The organism is Sphingobacterium detergens (genome assembly GCF_003610355.1).
Classification (GTDB): domain Bacteria; phylum Bacteroidota; class Bacteroidia; order Sphingobacteriales; family Sphingobacteriaceae; genus Sphingobacterium; species Sphingobacterium detergens.
Window position 1 is genome coordinate 83,223 of the sequence record NZ_RAPY01000007.1, and the last position, 24,194, is coordinate 107,416.

At 39.6% G+C, this 24,194-nt stretch carries 32 protein-coding genes; 1 reads left to right on the plus strand and 31 read right to left on the minus strand.

All coding sequences use genetic code 11. The features are described 5' to 3' along the window. Positions 1-3: 3 nt before the first annotated feature. From secY to rplC, 21 genes are all read right to left on the minus strand, one after another. On the minus strand, positions 4-1,341 hold the full coding sequence (gene secY / locus DFQ12_RS24815; protein ID WP_108636196.1) for a preprotein translocase subunit SecY: 1,338 nt from the start codon (positions 1,339-1,341) through the stop codon (positions 4-6). Between the two features lie 3 nt (positions 1,342-1,344). Then, a complete protein-coding gene (gene rplO / locus DFQ12_RS24820) occupies positions 1,345-1,791 on the minus strand; it encodes a 50S ribosomal protein L15 (RefSeq protein WP_120261731.1) in 447 nt (148 codons plus the stop codon). Between the two features lie 119 nt (positions 1,792-1,910). Then, complete coding sequence (gene rpmD / locus DFQ12_RS24825) at positions 1,911-2,090, minus strand: 50S ribosomal protein L30 (protein WP_046674880.1); 180 nt, start codon at positions 2,088-2,090, stop codon at positions 1,911-1,913. A 5-nt stretch (positions 2,091-2,095) separates the two neighbouring features. Beyond that, complete coding sequence (gene rpsE, locus DFQ12_RS24830; RefSeq protein WP_104385209.1) at positions 2,096-2,614, minus strand: 30S ribosomal protein S5; 519 nt, start codon at positions 2,612-2,614, stop codon at positions 2,096-2,098. Between the two features lie 12 nt (positions 2,615-2,626). Then, complete coding sequence (gene rplR / locus DFQ12_RS24835; RefSeq protein WP_120261732.1) at positions 2,627-2,980, minus strand: 50S ribosomal protein L18; 354 nt, start codon at positions 2,978-2,980, stop codon at positions 2,627-2,629. A gap of 5 nt (positions 2,981-2,985) precedes the next feature. After that, positions 2,986-3,540 (minus strand): 50S ribosomal protein L6, encoded by a 555-nt coding sequence (rplF, locus tag DFQ12_RS24840; protein WP_120261733.1) that lies wholly within the window; start codon positions 3,538-3,540, stop codon positions 2,986-2,988. A 21-nt stretch (positions 3,541-3,561) separates the two neighbouring features. Beyond that, positions 3,562-3,960 carry a 30S ribosomal protein S8 gene (rpsH, locus tag DFQ12_RS24845; protein ID WP_046674876.1) on the minus strand — a complete coding sequence of 133 codons (399 nt, stop codon included), beginning with the start codon at positions 3,958-3,960 and terminating at the stop codon, positions 3,562-3,564. Positions 3,961-4,099: 139 nt separating this feature from the next. Beyond that, positions 4,100-4,369: a 30S ribosomal protein S14 gene (rpsN, locus tag DFQ12_RS24850; protein ID WP_120261734.1), complete on the minus strand. Its 270-nt coding sequence runs from the start codon at positions 4,367-4,369 to the stop codon at positions 4,100-4,102. Then, positions 4,362-4,931 (minus strand): 50S ribosomal protein L5, encoded by a 570-nt coding sequence (gene rplE / locus DFQ12_RS24855; protein ID WP_046674875.1) that lies wholly within the window; start codon positions 4,929-4,931, stop codon positions 4,362-4,364. Before rplE ends, rpsN begins: the two co-directional genes overlap by 8 nt. Continuing rightward, positions 4,931-5,278, minus strand: coding sequence for a 50S ribosomal protein L24 (gene rplX, locus DFQ12_RS24860; protein ID WP_104385211.1), 348 nt, complete (start codon positions 5,276-5,278; stop codon positions 4,931-4,933). The genes rplE and rplX overlap by 1 nt, the downstream gene beginning before the upstream one ends. A 2-nt stretch (positions 5,279-5,280) precedes the next feature. Further along, a complete protein-coding gene (gene rplN / locus DFQ12_RS24865) occupies positions 5,281-5,649 on the minus strand; it encodes a 50S ribosomal protein L14 (protein ID WP_104385212.1) in 369 nt (122 codons plus the stop codon). A 1-nt stretch (position 5,650) separates the two neighbouring features. Then, positions 5,651-5,905: a 30S ribosomal protein S17 gene (gene rpsQ, locus DFQ12_RS24870; RefSeq protein ID WP_046674872.1), complete on the minus strand. Its 255-nt coding sequence runs from the start codon at positions 5,903-5,905 to the stop codon at positions 5,651-5,653. A 13-nt stretch (positions 5,906-5,918) separates the two neighbouring features. Beyond that, positions 5,919-6,137, minus strand: a complete 219-nt coding sequence (gene rpmC, locus DFQ12_RS24875) for a 50S ribosomal protein L29 (RefSeq protein ID WP_108636200.1) — start codon at positions 6,135-6,137, stop codon at positions 5,919-5,921. A gap of 92 nt (positions 6,138-6,229) precedes the next feature. After that, positions 6,230-6,652, minus strand: a complete 423-nt coding sequence (gene rplP, locus DFQ12_RS24880; RefSeq protein WP_046674870.1) for a 50S ribosomal protein L16 — start codon at positions 6,650-6,652, stop codon at positions 6,230-6,232. A 62-nt stretch (positions 6,653-6,714) separates the two neighbouring features. Next, positions 6,715-7,524, minus strand: coding sequence for a 30S ribosomal protein S3 (gene rpsC / locus DFQ12_RS24885; protein WP_120261735.1), 810 nt, complete (start codon positions 7,522-7,524; stop codon positions 6,715-6,717). Between the two features lie 11 nt (positions 7,525-7,535). Beyond that, positions 7,536-7,970, minus strand: coding sequence for a 50S ribosomal protein L22 (gene rplV / locus DFQ12_RS24890; RefSeq protein WP_077438121.1), 435 nt, complete (start codon positions 7,968-7,970; stop codon positions 7,536-7,538). Positions 7,971-7,976: 6 nt separating this feature from the next. Then, a complete protein-coding gene (gene rpsS, locus DFQ12_RS24895; RefSeq protein WP_002997495.1) occupies positions 7,977-8,243 on the minus strand; it encodes a 30S ribosomal protein S19 in 267 nt (88 codons plus the stop codon). Next, the gene (rplB, locus tag DFQ12_RS24900) at positions 8,243-9,070 is read right to left on the minus strand and encodes a 50S ribosomal protein L2 (RefSeq protein ID WP_120261736.1); all 828 of its coding nucleotides are present in this window, start codon (positions 9,068-9,070) and stop codon (positions 8,243-8,245) included. The genes rpsS and rplB overlap by 1 nt, the downstream gene beginning before the upstream one ends. 6 nt (positions 9,071-9,076) lie before the next feature. Next, entirely contained in the window at positions 9,077-9,367 is a 291-nt protein-coding gene (rplW, locus tag DFQ12_RS24905; protein WP_120261737.1) for a 50S ribosomal protein L23, read from the minus strand. 1 nt (position 9,368) lies between these two features. Continuing rightward, positions 9,369-9,998, minus strand: a complete 630-nt coding sequence (rplD, locus tag DFQ12_RS24910) for a 50S ribosomal protein L4 (RefSeq protein ID WP_120261738.1) — start codon at positions 9,996-9,998, stop codon at positions 9,369-9,371. A gap of 5 nt (positions 9,999-10,003) precedes the next feature. Next, positions 10,004-10,621: a 50S ribosomal protein L3 gene (rplC, locus tag DFQ12_RS24915; RefSeq protein ID WP_104385215.1), complete on the minus strand. Its 618-nt coding sequence runs from the start codon at positions 10,619-10,621 to the stop codon at positions 10,004-10,006. A gap of 342 nt (positions 10,622-10,963) precedes the next feature. On the opposite strand from rplC, the gene DFQ12_RS24920 reads away from it, so the two are divergent. Next, positions 10,964-11,434, plus strand: coding sequence for a DinB family protein (locus tag DFQ12_RS24920; RefSeq protein ID WP_120261739.1), 471 nt, complete (start codon positions 10,964-10,966; stop codon positions 11,432-11,434). A gap of 214 nt (positions 11,435-11,648) precedes the next feature. Here DFQ12_RS24920 and DFQ12_RS24925 read toward each other — a convergent pair whose 3' ends face one another. The 10 genes from DFQ12_RS24925 to DFQ12_RS24970 form a co-directional block, all read right to left on the minus strand. Next, positions 11,649-12,602: a helix-turn-helix transcriptional regulator gene (locus tag DFQ12_RS24925; RefSeq protein ID WP_120261740.1), complete on the minus strand. Its 954-nt coding sequence runs from the start codon at positions 12,600-12,602 to the stop codon at positions 11,649-11,651. A gap of 136 nt (positions 12,603-12,738) precedes the next feature. Further along, positions 12,739-13,155, minus strand: a complete 417-nt coding sequence (locus DFQ12_RS24930) for a hypothetical protein (protein ID WP_147420473.1) — start codon at positions 13,153-13,155, stop codon at positions 12,739-12,741. Positions 13,156-13,264: 109 nt separating this feature from the next. After that, positions 13,265-13,891: a response regulator gene (locus DFQ12_RS24935; protein WP_120261742.1), complete on the minus strand. Its 627-nt coding sequence runs from the start codon at positions 13,889-13,891 to the stop codon at positions 13,265-13,267. Next, positions 13,884-15,845 (minus strand): tetratricopeptide repeat-containing sensor histidine kinase, encoded by a 1,962-nt coding sequence (locus tag DFQ12_RS24940; protein ID WP_120261743.1) that lies wholly within the window; start codon positions 15,843-15,845, stop codon positions 13,884-13,886. The genes DFQ12_RS24935 and DFQ12_RS24940 overlap by 8 nt, the downstream gene beginning before the upstream one ends. A gap of 612 nt (positions 15,846-16,457) precedes the next feature. Then, positions 16,458-16,928 carry a hypothetical protein gene (locus DFQ12_RS24945; RefSeq protein WP_120261744.1) on the minus strand — a complete coding sequence of 157 codons (471 nt, stop codon included), beginning with the start codon at positions 16,926-16,928 and terminating at the stop codon, positions 16,458-16,460. A 212-nt stretch (positions 16,929-17,140) separates the two neighbouring features. Next, positions 17,141-18,340: a glycoside hydrolase family 88 protein gene (locus DFQ12_RS24950; RefSeq protein WP_120261745.1), complete on the minus strand. Its 1,200-nt coding sequence runs from the start codon at positions 18,338-18,340 to the stop codon at positions 17,141-17,143. Positions 18,341-18,354: 14 nt separating this feature from the next. Next, positions 18,355-19,626, minus strand: coding sequence for a DUF2264 domain-containing protein (locus tag DFQ12_RS24955; RefSeq protein WP_120261746.1), 1,272 nt, complete (start codon positions 19,624-19,626; stop codon positions 18,355-18,357). Between the two features lie 65 nt (positions 19,627-19,691). Continuing rightward, the gene (locus DFQ12_RS24960; RefSeq protein ID WP_120261747.1) at positions 19,692-20,966 is read right to left on the minus strand and encodes a glycoside hydrolase family 88 protein; all 1,275 of its coding nucleotides are present in this window, start codon (positions 20,964-20,966) and stop codon (positions 19,692-19,694) included. Positions 20,967-21,078: 112 nt separating this feature from the next. After that, on the minus strand, positions 21,079-22,347 hold the full coding sequence (locus DFQ12_RS24965) for a DUF2264 domain-containing protein (RefSeq protein ID WP_120261748.1): 1,269 nt from the start codon (positions 22,345-22,347) through the stop codon (positions 21,079-21,081). A gap of 154 nt (positions 22,348-22,501) precedes the next feature. Further along, entirely contained in the window at positions 22,502-24,190 is a 1,689-nt protein-coding gene (locus tag DFQ12_RS24970; RefSeq protein ID WP_120261916.1) for a RagB/SusD family nutrient uptake outer membrane protein, read from the minus strand. Positions 24,191-24,194 lie beyond the last annotated feature (4 nt).

Sequence of the window (24,194 nt, forward strand, 5' to 3'; positions counted from 1 at the left end):
AAATTAAATTGCCGAATGATCCATTCCCTCAACAGACGCGGCCGAACGACCTTTAATACGACCTGTTTTCATCAATCCATCGTAATGACGCATCAATAAATGAGATTCGATCTGTTGCAAAGTATCCAACACCACACCTACTAAAATCAATAAGGACGTACCTCCGTAGAAGTGCGCAAATTGATTATTAATACCAAACAAACTTGCAATAGCAGGTAGAATAGCAATGATCGCTAGGAAAATTGCACCTGGAAATGTAATATTTGATATTACGCGGTCTATAAAATTACTAGTTTCCAATCCCGGTTTAATACCTGGAACAAAACCTCCGTTTTTCTTCATGTCATCTGACATCTGTTGTGGATTAACCATGATCGCTGTATAGAAGAACGTAAATGCGATAATTAACACCGCAAAAGTCACGTTGTACGCTACAGAAGTATAGTTACTCAACGAAGTCAAAAATTCCGACTGAAGATTTGGGAAGAACTGTCCTAAACTCATCGGCACAAACATAATTGCCTGTGCAAAAATGATCGGCATTACACCTGCAGCATTTACCTTTAACGGTATATACTGACGTACTCCACCGACTTGCTTGTTTCCAACAATTTTCTTCGCGTATTGTACAGGAATCTTACGAACCCCTTGTACGATCAAGATCGTAAAGATCACAACGAAAAACAAAGCCACAAATTCAAGCAACAATGGAATTGGACCACCACCACCTTTCGCCATTCTAGAAACCCATTCCGCAGTGATACCACTTGGCAATTGAGCGATAATACCAGTCATGATGATCAAAGAAATACCATTACCGATACCTTTATCAGTAATTTTTTCCCCTAACCACATCACAAATAAAGTACCGCCTGTCAAAACTATGGCAGTCAGAATAGTGAACAATGGGTCAGCGATTGTCTTAGCACTTGGCTCGATCTGAGTACGTACATAAGCAAAAGCCTGAAGCAAAGTAATCCCTAATGTTAAATAGCGAGTAATTTGATTCATTTTTTGACGACCACTTTCCCCTTCTTTCTGCATCTTTTGGAAGTAAGGAACCGCGATGCCCAACAATTGAACAACAATGGATGCCGAGATATATGGCATTACCCCTAACGCAAAGATAGCTGAACGAGAGAACGAGCCCCCCGCAAACATATCCAATAGGCCCAATAAACCCTCTTTTTGACCGGAAGCCAAAGCCTGAGGATTTACACCTGGTAATACCACGTGACATCCAATACGGTAAATCAAAAGAAAAAGTAAGGTATTTAGAATACGCGTACGTAAATCATCGATTTTCCAAATATTGGTTAAGGTTGTGATTAGTTTCTTCATTTATTAAATTTTAACGATAGAACCGCCTGCAGCTTCGATAGCTTTTTGAGCAGAAGCAGTAAACGCGTGCGCTGTTACTTCAACTTTAGCTTTCAATTCACCGCGACCCAAGATTTTTACTTTGTCATTTTTAGACACTAATCCATGAGCTTTCAATGCATCGAAATCTACAGCTGTCAAATTGAATTTCTCGATCAACGCTTGCAAAGTATCTAGGTTGACACCATTGTACTCAACACGGTTGATGTTTTTGAAACCAAATTTAGGTACACGACGTTGCAAAGGCATCTGACCACCTTCGAAACCGATTTTCGTAGAGTGACCTGAACGAGAACCAGCACCTTTGTGACCACGTGTAGAAGTACCACCACGACCAGAACCAGTACCACGACCGATACGTTTGCTACCTTTTACTGCACCTTTTGCAGGTTTTAAATTACTTAAGTTCATTTTTAAACTAAATTGTGCTAGCCCTTCGCTCTCACTAAACAGGTACTAGCGATTAAAAAATAATTATTATTAATAACAAGTAATGGAAAGAGCCCAAAGACCCTTTCCATATGCTAATATTAAATAGTTTCGATAGCTACTAAATGGTTTACTTTACGTACCATTCCAATGATTGATGGAGTAGCTTCAACTTCTACTGAGTGGTTGATTCTTTTCAAACCTAATGCCTCAATAGTTTTCTTTTGGCGCTCGCTTCTGTCGATAACGCTCTTTATCTGGGTGATTTTGATTTTTGCCATGATAATTAACCGTTAAATACTTTATTCAAATCGACACCGCGGTGTTGTGCCACTGTATATGCATCACGCATGTTTGCTAAAGCAGTTACAGTTGCTTTTACCACGTTGTGTGGGTTAGAAGAACCTAATGATTTAGCCAATACGTCTTTGATACCAGCAGACTCCAATACTGCACGCATTGCACCACCTGCCAAAACTCCTGTACCACCTACAGCTGGTTTAATCAAAACTGAACCACCAGAATATTTACCATATTGCGCGTGAGGAACAGTACCTTTGATTACAGGAACTTTCACTAAATTTTTCTTTGCGTCGTCGATACCTTTAGTGATAGCTTCAGTTACCTCTTTCGCTTTACCTAAACCGTAACCAACGATACCGTTTTCATCACCTACTACAACAATTGCAGAGAAGCTGAAAGTACGACCACCTTTAGTAACTTTAGCTACACGTTGGATACTTACTAAGCGATCTTTCAATTCAATTTCGCTTGATTTTACTCTTTTTATATTGCTTAATGCCATTTCTTTCTAAGATTAAAAGTCTAAACCGCCTTCGCGAGCACCTTCAGCCAAAGATTTGATACGGCCATGGTATAAGTACCCATTACGGTCAAAAACTACTTTATTAATACCTGCTGCTACTGCTTTTTCAGCAACCAATTTACCTACAGCTTTAGATTGATCAACTTTGTTACCAGATGCAACAAAATCTTTTGACAAGCTAGATGCAGCAACTAATGTTTTACCTGCATTGTCATCAATGATTTGCGCATAGATACCTTTGTTACTTCTAAAAACCGATAAACGTGGACGTTCAGACGTTCCAGCAAGGTTTTTTCTGATTCCTTTTTTGATTCTCTCTCTACGAGATGCTTTTTGTCCTGCCATGATTATTATTTTTTAGCTGATTTACCTGCTTTTCTTCTCAACACTTCGCCTTCAAACTTGATACCTTTTCCTTTGTAAGGTTCTGGTTTACGGAAGCCACGGATTTTTGCCGCGATCTGACCGATCAATTGTTTGTCAGCACATTCTAAAGTGATTGTAGGGTTTTTACCTTTTTCAGCAGTAGTTGATACTTTAACTTCATTTGGCAATACAAAAACAATCTGGTGAGAGAAACCTAAAGTTAACTCTAATACATTACCTGTACTTGTAGCACGATAACCTACACCGACTAACTCTTGAGTAGTTTTGTAACCTTCAGTCACACCTTGAACCATGTTGTTCAACAGGGAACGGTATAGACCGTGTAATGCTTTGTGTTTCTTTTGATCAGTTGGACGTGTCACGACGATATTGCCTTCTTCTTGAGCAATAGTGATGTCACGGTCAACTTGTTGTGTTAATTCGCCTTTAGGACCTTTTACTGAAACTAAGTTTTTGTCCGAAATAGTAACAGTTACCCCAGCAGGGATAGCGATAGGCGCTTTTCCAATTCTTGACATTTCTTTGTGTTTTTACCTAGATTAATAAACGTAACATAAAACTTCACCACCAACATTTTGAAGTCTAGCTTCTTTATCTGTCATTACACCTTTAGATGTTGACAAGATAGCAATACCTAAACCATTCAAAACACGAGGCATAGTATCAACGCTTGCATACTTTCTTAAACCAGGTTTACTCACACGTGTCAACGTACGAATAGCCGGAATTTTGCTAATTGGGTTATATTTCAATGCGATTTTGATCGTACCCTGTACGCCATTCTCATCGAATTTGTAATTAGCAATGTAACCTTTGTCAAAAAGAACTTTAGTGATTTCTTTTTTAAGGTTCGATGCAGGAATTTCAACAACCCTGTGGTTGGCCTTGATGGCATTCCTTACTCGTGTAAGGTAATCCGCAATTGGATCTGTAGTCATTATATATGAAAATTTGTGACAGCGGTTTCCCTCCCAACCATTGGTATGGGACCTTCTATCTGTTAAACAATTTTAAAATGCAAAAACCCCGGCAATCCCTAGTAGAATTGCCCGGGCAAAATTAAGTATTTTTTTTTAATTACCAAGAAGCTTTTTTCACCCCTGGGATCTTGCCATCTAAAGCCATCTCACGGAAAGTTACACGAGAGATACCGAATTGACGCATATATCCTTTAGGACGGCCAGTCAATTTACAACGGTTGTGTAAACGTACCGGAGAAGCATTTTTAGGTAATTTATCTAATGCAACGTAATCGCCAGCAGCTTTTAATTCTGCACGTTTTGTTGCATATTTAGCTACCAATTTAGCGCGTTTTACTTCGCGTGCTTTTAATCCTTCCTTAGCCATTGTTATTAGTATTTTGATTTTTAAATGGTAAACCGAACTGTTTCAACAATTCTAAAGCCTCAACATCATTTTGAGCAGAAGTCACGAAAGTGATATCCATACCTTGGATCTTGTTGATTTTATCAATGTTGATCTCAGGGAAAATGATTTGTTCAGTGATACCTAAGTTATAGTTACCACGTCCGTCAAAACCTTTATCGTTGATACCGCGGAAGTCACGAATACGTGGAAGCGATACTGCTACCAAACGATCCAAGAATTCAAACATGTTGTTGTCACGTAAAGTAACACGTGCCCCTACAGGCATACCTTTACGCAATTTAAAGTTTGAAATATCTTTTTTCGATTTTGTAGCAACAGCTTGTTGACCTGTAATCAAAGTCAATTCTGCGATAGCGTTATCGATTAATTTTTTGTCAGCTGTTGCAGCTCCTACGCCTTGTGAAACAACGATTTTCTCAAGTTTAGGAACCTGCATAATACTTTTATACTGAAATTTTTCTTGAAGTGCTTTACGGATTTCCTCCGCATATTTCACTTTTAATCTTGGTACGTAAGTCATTATTTAATTTCCTCCCCTGATTTTTTAGCGTAACGAACTAATTTACCATCTGCATTTAACTTACGACCTACACGAGTAGTTTCACCCGTTTTAGGATCGATAACAGCTAAATTAGAGATGTGAATACCAGCTTCTTTCTCAATGATACCACCATTAGGATTAGCTGCACTTGGTTTAGTGTGTTTTTTTACGATGTTAGCGCCTTCAACGATAGCTCTATTTTTATCCACTAAAACAGTTAATACTTTTCCTTGAACACCTTTAGAGTTACCAGCGATAACTTTCACTAAATCACCTTTTTTAATTTTGATTTTGTGCGTAGTCGTTTTTGTTTTCTTGATTGCCATAATTATAAAACCTCCGGTGCTAGTGATACAATTTTCATGAACTGTTTCTCACGCAACTCTCTGGCAACAGGGCCAAAGATACGTGAGCCACGTGGCTCATCATTATTATTTAATAATACAGCGGCGTTGTCATCAAAACGGATATAAGAACCATCTTTACGACGGATTTCTTTTTTCGTTCTAACTACTACTGCTTTAGAAACGGAACCTTTTTTCACGTTTCCTGAAGGCATAGCGCTTTTCACCGATACAACAATCTTATCTCCGATTGATGCATAACGCTTACGCGTACCGCCCAATACACGGATTACTAAAACTTCTTTAGCACCGCTATTGTCAGCTACATTAAGTCTTGATTCTTGTTGTACCATGTTATTTAGCTCTTTCTATAATTTCAACTAATCTCCAGTTTTTCGTTTTACTCAGCGGACGAGTTTCCATGATTAATACCGTATCGCCGATACCGCAGGTATTAGTTTCGTCATGAGCTTTAAATTTAGTAGTTTTTTTAACGAACTTACCATAGATAGGGTGTTTTACTTTACGCTCAACACTTACTACAATAGATTTGTCCATTTTGTTGCTAACTACTAAGCCGATTCTTGTTTTTCTTAAATTTCTTTCCATTTCGACTTAATTTTTACGCCTCAGAGGCTGTTTCGTTTTTAGCTGCAGCTTTGCGTGCACTGATCTCTGTACTAATACGGGCGATAGCTCTGCGTGCTGCTTTGATCACGTTAGGGTTCTCAATAGCTGAAACAGCATGTGCAAATTTCAATTTTGTAAGGGCCGTTTTCTCCTCGACTAGACGAGCTGCTAGGTCCTCATTAGATAATTCTAAAATTTCTGAATTTTTCATGTTTTTTCAGTTGTTATTTGGGTTATCATCCGTTTATATATAGCGTTAGGGGTAACGGCCCTAACGCTTAAATGATGACATTACCAAGATTTTTATGCTTCAACGTAGTCTCTACGAATCACAAACTTAGTTTGAACCGGAAGTTTTTGAGCTGCAAGGCGTAAAGCTTCTTTGGCAATTTCCAAAGGCACACCTTCTGCTTCAAATAACATACGGCCTGGGCGTACTACTGCTACCCAGTATTCTGGAGCACCCTTACCTTTACCCATACGTACCTCTGCAGGTTTTTTCGTAACAGGTTTGTCAGGGAAAATACGAATCCAAACTTGACCTTCACGTTTCATATAACGTGTAACCGCAATACGAGCTGCCTCGATTTGACGACTAGTGATCCATGCTTGCTCCATTGTTTTGATACCGAAAGAACCGAAAGCTAACTCCGCTCCACGAGAAGCGTTACCTTTCATGCGGCCTTTCTGCATCTTTCTGAACTTCGTTCTTTTTGGCTGTAACATGTTCGTATACTTTTTAAATCTGCTTCCTCAGCAGGTTTTTGTTGTAATCTAAATAAACTCTATTAATCTTTTTTCGGACCACGGTTATTTCCGCCACGGTTGTTTCCACCACGGTTGTTTCCACCACGGTTGTTTCCACCGCGACCACCTTTGTTGTTACGGTTGTCACGACGTTCGCCACCACCTTCGTGGTTGCCACGTGATTTTACACCTGATGCTTGACCAATGTTTGGAGATAAGTCACGTTTACCGTAAACCTCACCTTTACAGATCCAAACTTTGATACCGATTTTACCGTATGTAGTCAATGCTTCAGCTAAAGCGTAGTCGATATCAGCACGCAATGTGTGTAAAGGAGTTCTTCCTTCTTTGTATTGTTCAGTACGCGCCATTTCAGCACCACCTAAACGACCAGAACACATGATTTTGATACCTTCTGCACCCATACGCATTGTAGAAGCAATTGAAGTTTTCATTGCACGACGGAATGAAATACGCGCCTCTAATTGCTTAGCGACACCTTCAGCTACTAACTTAGCATCTAACTCAGGGCGTTTGATCTCGAAAATGTTGATTTGAACATCCTTTTTAGTCAGCTTTTTCAACTCTTCTTTGATCTTGTCAACTTCTTGACCACCTTTTCCGATAACGATACCTGGACGAGCAGTGTGAATTGTAACAGTGATACGTTTTAAAGTTCTTTCGATAACAACTTTAGCAACACCACCTTTTGCAATACGAACAGAAAGATATTTTCTGATTTTTTCGTCTTCAACTAATTTATCGGAATAGTTTTTACCTCCGAACCAGTTAGAATCCCAACCTTTGATGATTCCTAATCTGCTACCTATTGGATTTGCTTTTTGTCCCATTTCTCAATAAATTAGTTTTGTTCAACGTTTAATTTGCTATCAACTACCAACGTAACGTGATTTGAACGTTTACGAACTCTGTATCCGCGACCTTGAGGAGCTGGACGCAATCTTTTCAATTGACGACCTCCACCTACTGATACTTCTTTTACAATAAGTTCGCTTTCTTCCACTGATTTACCTTCGTTTTTGGCTTCCCAGTTTTTGATTGCAGATAATAATAATTTTTCTACACGAGCAGCAGCTTCTTTACTAGAGTGTTTCAAAATGTATAATGCATTTTCAACACGCTGACCACGAATTAAGTCTACCACTAAACGCATCTTACGAGGCGAAGTAGGGCAGTTCAATAATTTGGCATCCGAAGCTCCACCTTGTTGAGCTTTCTCTTGCTCTTTGCGCTGTCTAATTAAGACAGACTTTTTAAGTTTTTTTGTTGCTTCCATTACCTATTATTTTTTCTTTTCTGCGTGGCCTCTGAATGTACGCGTAGGCGCGAATTCACCAAGCTTGTGACCTACCATATTTTCTGTTACATAAACAGGGATAAATTTATTCCCGTTGTGCACTGCGAAGGTATGGCCAACAAAATCAGGTGAAATCATTGATCTACGAGACCATGTTTTGATAACTGACTTTTTGTTAGTTTCATTCATAGAAAGAACTTTTCTTTCTAAGTTGTGATCGATATAAGGACCTTTTTTAATTGAACGAGCCATTATTTTTTCCTTCTCTCAATGATGTAACGATTCGATGTTTTCTTCTTGTAACGTGTTTTGAAGCCTTTAGCTAATACACCTGTACGTGAGCGTGGGTGACCTCCTGAAGTACGGCCTTCACCACCACCCATAGGGTGATCTACTGGGTTCATTGCAACACCACGAACTCTTGGACGACGACCTAACCAACGTTTGCGACCTGCTTTACCTAACACTTGGTTAGATCTTTCATGGTTCGATACTGAACCAATTGTAGCAACACAAGTCAATAAGATCATACGTGTTTCGCTTGAAGGCAATTTGATGATGGCATATTTACCATCACGAGCAGACAATTGAGCATAAGTACCAGCCGAACGAGCAATTGAACCACCTTGACCAGGATTTAATTCAATGTTGTGGATGATAGAACCCAATGGAATGTTTGCTAATGGTAATGTATTACCAACTTCTGGGGCAACTTTATCACCTGCTACTACAGTTTGACCAACTTTTAAACCAGCTGGAGCAATGATGTAGCGTTTTTCACCATCTACGTAGTGCAACAAAGCAATACGAGCAGTACGATTTGGATCGTACTCAATAGTAGCTACTTTTGCAGGGATATCTTTTTTATCGCGTTTGAAATCAATTAATCGGTATACTTTTTTATGTCCCCCACCGAGATAACGCATAGTCATTTTACCGGAGTTATTACGACCACCTGATTTCTTGTTGATTTTTACTACTAACGATTTTTCAGGAACGTTTGTAGTAACATCAGAATAATCTGCGCCTATTCTGAAACGAGTACCAGGGGTTACCGGTTTGAATCTTTTAACTGCCATCTTAAATTATATAGTACTGTAAAAGTCAATAGTTTCGCCATCTTTAATAGTAATGATAGCTTTTTTATACTTAGGAGCTCTACCAGATACGAAACCTGCTTTTGTGTAACGGCTTTTTGCTTTACCTGCTACAACCGCAGTGTTTACAGCAAGAACTGTAACACCGAACATAGCTTCAACAGCTGATTTAATCTGGATTTTGTTTGCTCTGTGATCTACTTTGAAAGCGTAACGGTTTAATTTTTCCGTTAACAATGAAGCTTTCTCAGTCAAGATAGGTTTTTTGATAATTTCCATATTACTTAGCTAATGCTTCCTCCAAAGTTTTAACAGAATCTGTAGTCAACAATAATTTTGTTGCGTTTAATACATCATATGTATTTAAATCAGAAGCAACAATAACTTTTGCTTTTTTCAAGTTTCTGCTTGATAAATAAACATTTTTATCATATGCTGGCAAAACCAATAAAGTTTTTTCGTCAGCAATGTTCAACGCGTTTACTAAAGCTACATAGTTTTTTGTTTTGCAAGAATCAAATTGAACTGCATCCAAAATAACTACATTGTTATCTTGAGCTTTGTAAGATAACGCTGATTTACGTGCTACTTGTTTCAATTTTTTGTTCAATTTGAACGAGTAATCACGAGGTTGAGGACCGAATACACGACCACCACCATTAAACAATGGAGATTTGATAGAACCCGCACGAGCACCACCAGTACCTTTTTGTTTGTGTAATTTACGAGTTGAACCCGCGATTTCATTACGTTGTTTAGATTTGTGAGTTCCTTGGCGTTGGTTCGCTAAGTATTGTTTCACATCCAAATAGATCGCATGATCGTTAGGCTCTAACCCAAATACCGACTCAGGAAGTTGCACCTTGGCACCTGTTTCTTTACCTGATAAATTTAAAACTTTAACTTCCATCTCTACTATTTGTCTACGATTACATAAGAACCTTTAGCTCCTGGAATGGAACCACTAACAACGATAAGGTTTTGCTCAGCGTAAACTTTCAACACCTGTAAGTTTTGAACTTTAACTCTGTCACCACCTGTACGACCAGCCATGCGCATACCTTTAAATACGCGTGAAGGCCATGATGAAGCACCTAATGAACCTGGAGCACGTAATCTGTTGTGCTGACCGTGAGTCGCACCACCTACACCACCAAATCCATGACGTTTCATTACACCTTGGAAACCTTTACCTTTTGAAGTACCAACTACATCTACGAATTCGCCTTCCTCGAAAAGTGTAACGTCAACTACGTCACCAAGTTGTTTTGCATCTGGGAAAGTTTTAAACTCTACCAACTTACGCTTAGGCGTTGTGTTTGCTTTCGCAAAGTGCCCTTTCAAAGGAGCTGTCGTGTTTTTCTCCTTAGCTTCGTCGAAACCAAGTTGAATTGCCGAGTAGCCATCCTTTTCTTCCGTACGTATCTGCGTAACCACGCACGGCCCGGCCTGAATCACTGTACAAGGAATATTTTTCCCATCAGCGTTAAACAGGCTCGTCATTCCTACTTTTTTTCCAATAATACCTGACATGTTGTAAATTAATTAATTAAAAGTCCTTCGAAGCAGTAGGGCTTCGCTCAAGACACACTATTCCCATTAAGGGACTGCAAAGTTACAAACATTTTTATAACTGTCAAATAATTAGTGAATTATTTTTTTTTATTTTCTACTTTACTCCGTTATCAGTTTTTATTCCTCCATTTATACAGCTCCTGTTCCCGATCATAACAGCCCGCACAAAAAATATAAAAAACTAATATTTCTATTTTCCTGCTGCCACACAGCTGTCATTGGATCAGCTAATTTTGAATTGTCTTAACAACGCAAGACGCTTAGTATAGACTAAAATTTAAATACTTTAATACGATAATCATGAAAACAGAAATCATTTCCAAGAACGAACTACTTGCACATTGGCTGGGCCACAGAAACTTAACAAGACAAGCAATCGAAAAATTTCCCGAAGAAGCACTTTTCAACTATAAAGTAGAGGGCATGCGGACATTTGCCGAAATGATCCAGGAGCTTTTGGGCATTGCTGTCCCGGGGCTACAGGAAATTGTCAATAATAAAAGCGGTGAGCTTAATGAGAAGTTTAGCTATACAACCAAGGCTCAACTGTTACAAGCTTGGGACGAGGCCACTCCGCAGATCAGCGCATTATTCGACAAGATTCCAACAGAACGTTTCTCCGAAGAATTTAACCTGTTCGGACAATACAATTCGCCGATCATCCACAGTATATTCTATTTCATCGATAATGAGATCCACCACCGTGGTCAAGGATTTGTCTATTTACGTTTGTTGGGTATCCAACCTCCATTTTTCTGGGAGCGGGACTAATTGTTAGATGAGAGATATTAGATTTGAGATAGGAGATACTAGTATTACTAGTCGAAGACGCGCTAGATAGTATTGGAGACCTACCATGTTATTATCACTGACATCTTAAAATCCATACAATATAAAGATACTTGTTCGGGGTCAACTCAGATACCGGGCAAGTATCCTTTTTAGTCATGTCGTGATGGAGAACACCAGGGGCCCTAACCTCAGATTAAACCTGTTCGATTGCGGCCGCCAGCAATCGTTTTACGGTTCCTTTTAGTGATTCCGGCTCTATAATCTTTCCTTTATCAGCAAACATCAGGTACCAGCGTGCAAATCCACCTTCAACATGAATGCTTTCAAAGTGCATTTCAACATAACTATCAGTAACCACTTCTTTTTGAAATCCAAAGTAATGGCGATCCCATTCCATATATCGCGCCATTTCCTTGTCCACCTGAACCACCACTTTGGTTGTTGGCATTTCATGTTTCTTATTCAGAAAAAATGAAAGTTCAGGATGGTCTTTCCCAAAATCGTCGGCGAGTATCCGGATATTGCTGATCCGGTCCAGACGAAATTGCCTATAATCCTTTCGGAGTTTACAAAAAGCAAGTATATACCAAAACTTACTTTCCACAAAAATACCAACTGCTTCGATTTCACGTTTTTCTGGGGTTTTGTCAGACGGTTTGGAATAATAGATTTCTACGCATTTTTTCGCCGCTATACTTTCAATAAGTGTATTGGTTCCATGCGTTAATTTCTCATTGAATTGATGACGTTCTCCCCGTACTAAAAAGTTATCTCCGACCAGAGCAACATGTTCCTTTTCATTCCCTCTCAAAATAGCTTTCATCTTGAGCATTGCTGTCGTAAAATGGTGCGCGAGATTCTTGTCTGTATACTTTTCGACCAATTTCTCTGCGGCGACAAAACTCAAGGCCTCCTCGCGGCTAAATTGCAATGGCGGCATCTTATACCCCTCAACCAAAGAGTAACCATTTCCGGCTTCGCCATAAATAGGTATTCCAGCCTGCATCAGGGATCGGATATCACGATAGATTGTCCGTAGGCTTACTTCATATTTTTCTGCCAGCGCAGCGGCTGTCACCACAGGTTTTGCCTGTAAGTGCATATAGATAGCAAGGATACGGTCGAATCGTTTCTGAATGTCGGTCATAAGGGTAAAGGTACGAGTTATTCCATATTTTTAAACTAAATGATATTGATTAAAACAGCATGACAAAACAAAAAATCACGATCCAAATACATGGATCGTGATCTTTTATTACCAAAAGCCCCTAGAGCAGCGATGGCTATTGTTTTGTCCCTTGGAAGAGGTATACTACATCACCACTGGCCTCAGCCTCCGTAGTGATCTGGATATTCTTATCATCAATTGTATAAGTAATTCCCCCCATAGGTCCCTGACCGGAAACATGGATATTGGAAACATTCTGTACAGGGAATGTTTTTGCTGTAGCTCTACTGTACGCCTCCCCTGCTTTCACTGTTGCTTTCACCTTGCCATCATCAACTTTGGTAACAGTGATAATCGCATTAAAATATTCAGCATCCCCACCGATGACCATCTTTCCTTTAAACGTGCCTACAATGGCATCTATTTTTCCTGAGACTATTGGCTCATTCTTATCTTTGCTACATCCGACAAAGATCATTGCAACCATTGCCACTAGGCAAAGGATCATTAGGTTTTTGTTTATTGTTTTCATCTTTTGCATATCTATATAAGCAAAAGTAGAAATACACTGTACACAGGACAATACCACGAAATAGGGTAATTTACCCTCCTAATTTTAGGGTATCCCTGCTCCTATTGAATTAGAGCAAATTTTCCTTAAATAATATTGTCAACAGTTCTGCGGTATTTTTTACGGCAAATTTCTGAATCAGATTTTTTCGATAAGTATCCACCGTTAATGGGCTTAAGAATAGTTTCTCGGCAATTTGTGCACTTGTCTTTCCCTCTGCCAACAATTGTAACACTTGCTTCTCGCGCATTGTCAATGAGGGTAGTTGTCGGGTTGGGGAGGCCGCTATGATCCGTTGTGTTGCCCCACATAAGGCCATGTTACCTTGAGAAACTTTCTGAATACAAGTAATAATTTCCTCCGCATCAGCACTTTTCAAGATATATCCAGCAGCACCATTGGCAAGCATCTGTAGTATGCTATTGCGCGCCATATGATTACTAAAGCCAACGATGATAAGCTCAGGATGGTTCTTTTTGAGTTCGCCGCAGAGATCGATACCATTCGCATCAGGCAAAGCGATATCCAATAAGAGTAGGTCTACCTGATCCTGTTTCAAAAAATCGGTCAGCGCCTGTCCCAGCGAAAACCCTAGTACCCGGTCATAGGATAGATTTTCTTTTAAAAATGATTTGATCCCTTCGATGGCAATTGGATGATCGTCCAAGATAGCCAATGTTTTTTGCTGCTCAGACATGTATTTCGATATTGACACTTGTTCCCGCCCCTGGCTGTGATAAGATGTTCATTTTTCCATTTAAATATTCAACTCTCATTTGTACATTTTTAAGTCCCATTCCCCCGTTAGCTTCCACAACGGCCTCCACATCAAATCCTTTCCCATTGTCGTCCACCCCGATCAAAAAGCCTTGCTCGTTTTGCAGGCATTGCACAATGATTTGATCGGCATTCCCATGTCGAATGGCATTGTTGATCAACTCCTGAATAATACGATAAATATTGACCTGCATATTCTCCGCAATATTGTTGGACAGGCCATTGCACTGCAACTCAATGGCAACAGCACCATGCTGCATCGAAGTACAGAGATCTTCAAGTGCAACCAATAGCCCCGAGCGTGATAAGTTTTCTGGCATCATATTGTGGGCGATCAACCTGACATCAGCAATCATCTGATCCAGCTGAGATTTTATCCCATCCAATACAGGCAGATTCCCTTCGGAAGAGATCTGGAGTCTCATCGCCGTCAAATGGCCACCAAGGCCATCATGCAAATCACGGGCAACCCGATGACGTTCCAGTTCCTCCCCTTCCAATAGTGCTTTGGTCACCCGAAGTTCTTGCTGCTGCGCCAACAGTTCCATATCGCGCTGCGACCTCTTTCTATGCTGACGATATAAATAAACAGACAAACCGAGCAAAAACAACAATACCAAAGAAAATATACCCAATATATAATTATACAAACGCTGATTTTTCTGTTGAAGTACCGTCTGCTTCTGTTCAAACTCCAATCTCATGATCTTCTCGTTCTTCTCGGCCGTTCTAAATTTGGTTTCAAGACCAGCTATTTCACTTTTATAAGCCGCTTGGGCCAAACTGTCTTTAATGGCAACATGTTTTCCCAGCCATTTATAAGCATTGGGGTAATCCTTTAATTTGGCATAGGTATCAGACAAATCCTTGGCAAATTGCTGCATGTTACTTGTCATATCATAAGGCATATCCCGCATGACAATCTTAAGCTCCTTCAATGCCAGTTCATATTTTTCCAAACTAAAATAGATATTAAACTTCTGATAATGCATCATGCCGATCTCATAAGGCATATTTAGTCGTTCTGCAATTTTCAGTGCTTTCTCGGCAACCTCGAGGGCCTTCGTGAAATCATTTTTCGCACAATAATACATGCTGGCTGTCTCACCATAGTTTAGGTGAGCTAAGGACTCCTGTAGCGTATCCAGAATTTGCTCCGATTTTAACAGATAGGATTTCGCTAAGTTAAGTTCGCGAGATTCAACATATTCACGTGCCAAGTTTAGTAGTGATATTGCATGTCTCTCTTTTGACAGGGGATATTTTTCATAGAGCTCAAGCCCTTTTTTGAAATAATAGATTCCTTTTTCCTGATCGCCGATTTCCTTAAAAGCAAAGCCAATCGACTGGTAGGATTTAGCAGCTTGATTATAGTCCTTTTGCTTAATTGCTTCGGGAATTATTTTATCAACCTGGATCCGTACCATACCTTTCCGATCATCTTTATGATCGATGATCATGGCGTAATTCCACCAAGCCTTCACCCAGAATTCATAAGCTTCCTTAGTCTTAAATTTCTCGAGCATTACCGCAGCCTGTTTATACAGCTGTAAGCATTCATCAGTTTCACCCGCAGTCATAAAGATATGGGAGGCACTATAATAGGTGTATAGTGCTTTCAGGTAAGGCTTCGTTGTACACAATTTCTGTGCTGCCCCCAGATAACCTGTCGCAGCGACGGTATCCTTCTGCTCAAACATGAGGTTATTTGCCAATAATAGCGCTGCTCTGGCCTTCACGCTATCGTTCTTAACGGTATTGAATACATTCCGTAGACTGTCAATGGAACTGATTGATGCCCCGCTCTGCTGTAATGCAAAAGTAGATAAAAGCGTACTGCACAGTAGCATTGTAAGAAAAACAAGCTTTTTCATCTATTCAGTTTAATATTGACAGATTGATCCAATTCTATCACACAAAATGCAAAAAAAAGACAATATATTGTTGTTTTCTGACGACATTTTATACAACTACCACAGTTATATCCTATGTAATTCCAAATCAATCATATCAATTATAGGATGTAAAACAATACATAAGACCAAGATCGTCAGAGTCGACAAAGTCCCCTCAACTCCCTTAAAGTCCCTTCAAGTCCGCGCAAGTGCCAACAACGTTCGAGTACGCTCTGCACATGCTTCGGGACTGCGTCAGCACTGGTTCGACATTTGGTCAGTTCGGCGTCGGTCATTCATCGACAACAGGGTAAACAACAGCCGAAGAACAGTCGAACCAGTCCCGAGCTTGTCTCAACGCTATCCCGAAGCAATGTCAATGAGCTCCCGAAGGATTCCTGAACAGCTCCCGAATAGCAAACAATCGAGAAAAGATCAACATCATATACAAGCAAAGGATTATCAACAAATGCATAGAAAAATACCCCTTAAAAGACAGCTATTCGTTTAGACTGAATCGATCCTAAATTCTATAAAAAACGCCTGCCTCAACAAAATGAGACAGGCGTTTTCAAAATATCGTGTTATTAATTATTCGTTTTCTATATCCAAAGAAGTACATCCCTGGGTATCAGACAAAACGACATTTTCAAAAGTATAGTATTGTCCTAAGCCAGAATAACCGCAACTCATCATATATCGCATAGACAGTCCATATGGGCAGCTTGCATAGATATAATGGCTTCCTCTCTGTAAATTAACAGTATATCCTCGTGTATTTGCCGGAACAGTAACATGTTGAGTTGAACCACCAGAAAAATTGGGGCTAAAAGTTAAATAAATAGGTGAACTAGTAAAATTCCAGACATAAAACTCAAAGGTATCGCTAAGGTTTGTTGTACGCTTACCTGCTACCTTTTTGTTGGAGAGATGAGTTGTTAAAGTTTTATTTGCTGCTTTCGAACTTTTAACAAGATTTGAGGTTCCATGATCGCGCGCTTGAACCAATAAGCTCACGCTGATCAATAGCATAAATGCTACTATAAAAGATTTTTTTAACATAATTTAAAATTGTTTATAAATAATTGAATGAACGATAAGCTTTTTACAGCGTATCAAAAAATAAACCTCCGCTTTCAACACACCATAGGCAACCTCCTTTCATGTTAGTTACTAACAGAATAAACTGAATCAATCGCTTATCCCAATGAAAATATATGTAATGGTCGTTCCAACTCTCCCAAGATTATTTTCGTACCCTGTTTGAATATCAATTATCTTTTTCCTTTCCCAAGGTTTTTATAACGGAGCATGGCCTCGACATAATAGTAATCAGCATAGGCCAATGGCTCATCTACAAAACTTTTATCGGGTAAACTACCGACGCCATGTTTCAATAAGAATCCACCATTATCACCAATAGCCGCAGTGTATTCTGGTCCCGATAGGGTTTTAATAATTGTTTCGGCTACATGGATATATTCTTTCGCACTTTTCGTATCAACAAAACCAGCAAGCTCAATTAGAGCCGAAGCATATAAAGCACCCGCAGATGCATCTCTCAACGCATTTGGGATATCTGGTGCGCTAAAATCCCAGTAAGGAACTTTATCCTTAGGCAAATTGGGATTGTCTAAAATAAATTTTGCAATACCTTTAGCATGCTCCAAATATCTTCGGTCTCCTATTTCACGGTACATCATCGTGTAACCGTATAGTGCCCAAGCTTGCCCACGCGCCCAGGCTGTCTCATCACCGGCCCCCTGAACAGTCTTCTTTCTTGTTACTGCACCGCTCAGCGGATCATAAACAACCAAATGATAAGAACTATAATCTGGACGGAAATGATTCTTTAATGTTGTATCTGCGTGGGTTATGGCGATTTTTTTATAACTGGAATCACCAGACAGTTTACTAGCGAGTGTCAGCAATTCCAGATTCATCATATTATCAATAATAACGAGAAAATCTTTTTGTGAATCCCATGACCGGATACAACCGACCGTCGGATTTAAACGACTAGCTAATGTTTGTGCACTCGTAATAATGGTTTCTTTATATTCAGCTTTAGGATCAATCGTGTAGGCATTCCCAAAACTGCAATTAATCATAAACCCAATATCATGTGAGGAGATGTATTTTTGCTTCTCCAGTAAGGGCAGTTTTTGCAAGGCGGCATTGTACATCACTGTATCTTTCGTTGCTTCATATAAATAAAGTAATGTACCTGGATAAAATCCCGTTACCCATCCGTTAGGAGCCTTTTGCTTTACATATCCTTTTGTAAATGTTTCAGGAAATTTGTCTGGCTCCACATTTTTTATCAGAACCTTATATTGTTCCGTCGCATTTTTCAGACTTTTATCTATTATTTTAAGAATATCCAACCGAGGGTTTAATGCCTTATTTTGAGCATTTCCATGCACAGCGCCCAATAGCATTACGATCAGAACTAACACATAGTTTGTTTTCATTTTTATTGTGCTTGTTATTTCTTCCGTTCTTTGTAAACATCTGCACCAATAATATCCGGAGTCAACGTGTGATCTATAATCATTGTTTCACCATTCCATGCCTTTTTCGCCGTCCAACTTGCATCAGCGGCAGTCCACAGCGGATCGTTTGACGGTAAGCCCAGAATAATAAAGGCTTCTGAGCATAAATATTCACTTCCCGTAGAAACATAGGTTTCGCCCACTTCTGGTTGATGACCAGCAAATCCAATATTTAACCAACCGGAGCTATTAAAAGTTCCCGGCATTTCAATCTGTCTTTTTATTACCGTATAAAGCGCACATCGCACCTGAGCTGGTTCGATTCCTTTATCTAATTCGTGCATATAAGCAATTTTCGAAAGCAGCTGAAAGGCACCGAAACGGTAACTCAATGAACGTCCTACTGGTGGATAAGTTCCTTCTGGAGAGATTAAACGTTCTTGTATGGTCGCGTATCTTCTGGCGCGATCTAGGAATATCGGATAGAGGTTTGCTGTATCCAAATTAGCATTCTTCAGTTCCAGACTAGTTTCTAAAAGCATCGGATGTATTACAAAGCTATTGTAATAATCGTAATGAAAGTTAGGGCCGTCACCGTATATTCCATCACCTTTATACCAGGAAACCATTAGGTCAATAGCCCTGTCCAACCGACTTCTATCAACAACTTTATCATATTTTAAGAAAAAGGCTTCGATTTCGGAACTAAATAACACCCAGTTATTGCCATAGGCATTCATTTCGCGGGTCAGGTTAAATGCATTGATCACATTTTTCTTGGTCTGATCATCTAATTTACCCCAGAGTTGATTTGGAGACCTTAAAAGCGCCTGCGCTAAAAATGCAGCATCCACCAACGCTTGACTTTGTGTTGTGGGATGCTTTCTAAAGTTCATATAATCCGGATTATCGGGATCCGTTGCATTTTTTATACAGGCGATGGATAAATCGATATATTTCTTTCTCAACTTACCTTCGACGGTATTATCCGGTCCAAGTTCAAGCCAAGGCGCCATTCCAGCCATTAACCGACCGAATGCTTCCAGATAAGTACAACCTGTCCGGTCCAGACTGTTACGCGATTCGATCGGCATTGTTTTAACTAATTCGCCTTTACTTAATGCCATTAATACAGGATCAGCAATTTTGGTAAGCGTTTTTACCAAATATGCCCGCTGCTGTAAACCATTATTTTCCTCTTTCTTTTGAGCAAATAATACCTGTGGCACTAACAATATGATAATGACTAATTTTTTATAGTTCATAGTATTGGAATTATTTATTTTAAATGGAACTAGGTTCCCTCATCCGTTATCCATAGATAATGCCCTTATTGTTTGATCACTTTTTCGCCATTGAGCATTCGGTCATATCTGATCAATGCCTCAACGTAGTAATAATCGGCATAAGTCAATGGCACATCTACCTCCGTTTTATGCGGAATAGAACCGACACTATGTTTCAATATATACCCCCCAGCTTCTTTGTAATCCGCTTTGTATGGTTTCGAAGAAAGTGACTTTAACATCTGCTCAGCTTTGGAAATGTACAACTGACTTTCACTACCCTTTGTATATTGTGCCAATTCCAACAATGCAGAAGCTGTAACAGCAGCAGTAGAAACATCGCGCAGATCCTTTTGATTAAAATACTTACTTTCCTTGGTCAGTTTATTTTGATCCATATCCCAATACGGAATCAGATCCTTTGGAAGATTGGGATGATTAAGGTAAAACTTAGCGATATTCCGCGCTTGTTCCAGGTATTTCTTTTCACCTGTTTCGCGGTACATCATTGTATATCCATATAATCCCCAAGCTTGTCCCCTTGCCCATGCAGACTCATCGAATGCTCCTTGTGCTGTTTTTCTTGAGATTATACTTCCATTATCCGGATTATAATCTACCACGTGGTAAGAACTGTAGTCTTTTCGATAATGGTTGACCATTGTCGTATTTGCATGCCGTATGGCAATATCCCGAAATCTTTTGTCTCCTGTCATTTTGGACACTTCGGTCAAAAATTCCAGATTCATCATATTATCAATAATAACTGGATATGTCCACGGTTGCCCGTCCCAATTCTTACCGCCATCCCATGAGCGGATTGTTTTTGGAGCTTCATGAAAGCGTGTTGCCAATGAAGCAGCACCTGTACTTAACACGCCTTTATATGCTGTAGAATCACCTGTCAACCGTAATGCATTACCGAAACTACAATAAAGCATAAACCCAAGATCATGTGTTCCTTTATTATTTTTCTCCTTTTCTAAATGTTTTAATTTTCGTTTTGCCTCATTCAACAACTTTTCATCTTTTGTATATTCATAAAGATAGAGCACAGTACCCGGATAAAATCCGGAGCACCACCAGCTAGAACCCCAATTGACATATTTCCCATCTTTATAGGTGGTAGGAATATCCGACTCCTGGATGGACGAAGCTAGATAGTTAATCTGTTTATGTGCATCTCCAAGATTGGTTTTGACAAATTCTTTGTTCAGTCCTAATTTGGCTGTTGTTAAATTCTTCTGACTAGAACATGATATTGCTTGTACGCCAAGCCCAATCATTAAAGCTCCTGTAATATAGTGTTGTATCTTCATATTAGTATTGAGTATTGAGATATGAGTATCAAGATTTTACTTATACACGTCTAAGACCTACCTAGTATCTCTATTTTTTTAGTATTTAGATTATGAATAAAAGAACAAGGAATTAGTAACTGACGTAATAATCTTTTGGAAACTGTTCCGCATTCCAGCACTTCTGTGATGTCCATTTCTGTGGGGCACATGTCCAGAACTCATCCGTAGCAGGTAATCCTAAGGGTAGGAACGACAACGATGCCACATACATTGATCCGGCGTTGGTATAATAGTCGGCCAAATTTGACTGCTGGTCTCCAACCACCCCCATACGGAGCCATCCCGACGGAGCGAAAGTTTTGTCAATATAGATGTGCCGGAGTACTGCAGTCAGGGCTGCCCTCACTTGACCTTTTGAAATATCGTCCGGTAATTTATTTTCTAAGGCTACAGTTGCCAAAGGTTGAAACGCTGCATTTTTGTAGGTAGACGAACGTCCTACAACCACATAGTATCCTTCAGGCGATATCATCCGTTCTAAATGATGCGCATAACGCTGCATACGTTTATAGGCACGTTCATACATTTCTTTGTACTTTCCATCAGCGGAGATATTATGACGAAGTGATTCGACCTGCATGCAATGGATCACGTAGCCGTTATAATGATCAAAACTAAAGCGCGCCCCATCACTATACCAGCCATCACCAACATACCATTCCTGATCAAATTTATTGACGGCATAGTCTATTTTCTCACGCGCACATTCCTCACCTGCACTGTATAGGAAAGTTTCGGTCATTGCAGCAAAAAGCAACCAGTTACTTTCATTAGGTTTAATCTTACGTAATAGTTTGAATTCTTCGACAACCCTTTTCTTTGTGACCTGATCCAATGGTTCCCAAAGTGCTTTGGGTGCTCTCAGGAACGCAAGGGCGAGATGTGCAGCATCTACCAGCGTTTGTGATGAAGGTCCCCGCCATGTAAAATAGTCCGGAGATTTAGGGTCTACACCATATTGAATACCCAATAAGGCTTGATCACGTAATTTTTTACGTAATTTCCCTTCTTCCGTGCTGTCATCAGGTAAAGCCAGCCAAGGCGCCATGCCAGCCAGCAATCGACCGAAAGCCTCAAGATAACCAACCCCTGGATCTCTACTGTCAAAAGTAGGACTTACCTCCATCGGCATCATTTTGCGCCATTGCTGTTTACTGATATTATCCAATATAGGTGTAGCCATCTTGCTTAGTATTGAAACCCAATAAGCACGGTCATTCCCAGCATAACTTATACTTTCATCAGATAAAACACTTGCCTTCGCCCCCATTGGCAACGAGGCAGTCAATGCACCAACGCCAGCACCGCCTAACAATTTTAATACAGATCTTCTCTTCATCGATAATGGTTTATAAGTAAATGTGTACGCTACAAGCGCACATAAAACATTAAAAATCTTTATTTTAATATAGAAAAACAAGCTAAAAAGAATCAATCGCTCGTGCAATCGTTTGCCAGAGCGATTGATCCATAACTTTGTTACAACTTAAACCTTACTGCCATTTAGGATTCTGCACCAGATTCGGATTTAAGGACAATTCTGAAATAGGAAGCGGCCAGAGATAATCACGAGCAGGATCAAATTTTCTCGTAGCAGCTGTTTGGGCAATCACGTATCCTTCAGGCGTAAGACTCACAACAGGCTGTTCCGCATATTCACCTTTGAAAAATTGAATACCAAGTGTGGGTAGAGGTAATACCTTTTCTGCGATTTTCCACCGGATAATATCCCAATAACGGTGCTCACCTTCCATTGCAAATTCGACTCTACGCTCTCTTCTAATCTCCTCTAATACATTCAATTGATGGTCTAAAGCAAAAGCATTTGTCAATTTTGGCATTCCTGCACGCTCACGAACTATATTTAAAGACTTATTCAGGTCAGTATCTGAAATATTTCCATCCAACTCATAGACTGCCTCAGCATACGACAGCAGTACTTCAGGATATCGAATAATTTTATGCTCATTGAAACTAGCTTGATTCACCCAATCTGTATCATTAAAATATTTGAAGGTTTTATAGCCAGTTTGCGTAAATGAAAACATAGGTTGATATTTGGAACCATTGATATAGGTATCTCCCGTTTTAAAAACAGTCATTGCCAAACGAGGATCTCTATTTTCAAATTCCGTTAATGTGCTTACACTCGGTTTATAATACGGAGATCTATTCGCCCCCTCTCTAGGCAAACCATCGATATACAAGTAAGCATCCACTAAATAACGTGTGGGTGTAATCGCCCCTTGTTCTATATTCCGGCTATAATTATGTGTCGAGATTCTATCTGTCATATCTTTCCCATATAAACGGGGTAATATGACTTCCTTATTTGCATAACCGTTTCCTTCTTTTTGAAAAAGATAATAATAACTCTTTTCCGGGTTAGCTCCGTAAGTAAAAAGCTTAAAATAGCCTGATGAAATAATATCATTGGCTGTATTTTTCGCTATTGTCAGGTGTTTTTTAGCATCTCCAAATTGATGATACTTTTCAAAAGTCCCTTCAAAAAGTGCAAGTCTAACCTTAAGCGCCTGTGCAACACTTTTATTGATTCGACCGTAATCGGTGGATTTTGTCGCACTGGCCTCAGGTAAATTTTGGATCGCATAATCCAGATCACTATAAATCAGATTGACAACTTCATCACGTGTTCCTCTTGGCGCTTGAAGCAATTCATCCCCAAGGTCCATGGTACGGGTTATAATCGGCATTCCTCCAAATCTCTTGAGCAATTCGCCATAAGCATAAGCTCTAAAAAATCGTGCTTCAGCGCTATATTTCGTTATAACAACTGCGTCTAGCGACATCTTTTCTGCCTTTTCCAAGACAGTATTTACTGCGCGGATTAGCTGATAATTACTTGTATAATCTCCGCTACCATTAGGCACCAAGCGGGATCCATCGCTGATCGAATTGTTCCCTGTTGAACGAGAATCATCAGTCCAATTTGCGGCGCTATTTTCGCCTATTCCTGGCAAGAAGGTATAAAGATAATTTACCCCCATCAACAAGTGCTGTTCGGTTTTCCAAAAAGACGCATCCGTCACCCTAGTCTCATCTATCTTATTATCTAAATCCTTCATACATGATGAAAATAGGATATTGGCCGACGCGATTAGGACTCCCAATTTTGCAACTCTCTTTATAATGGTTTTTGATTTATTTATTTCGATTTTCATAATT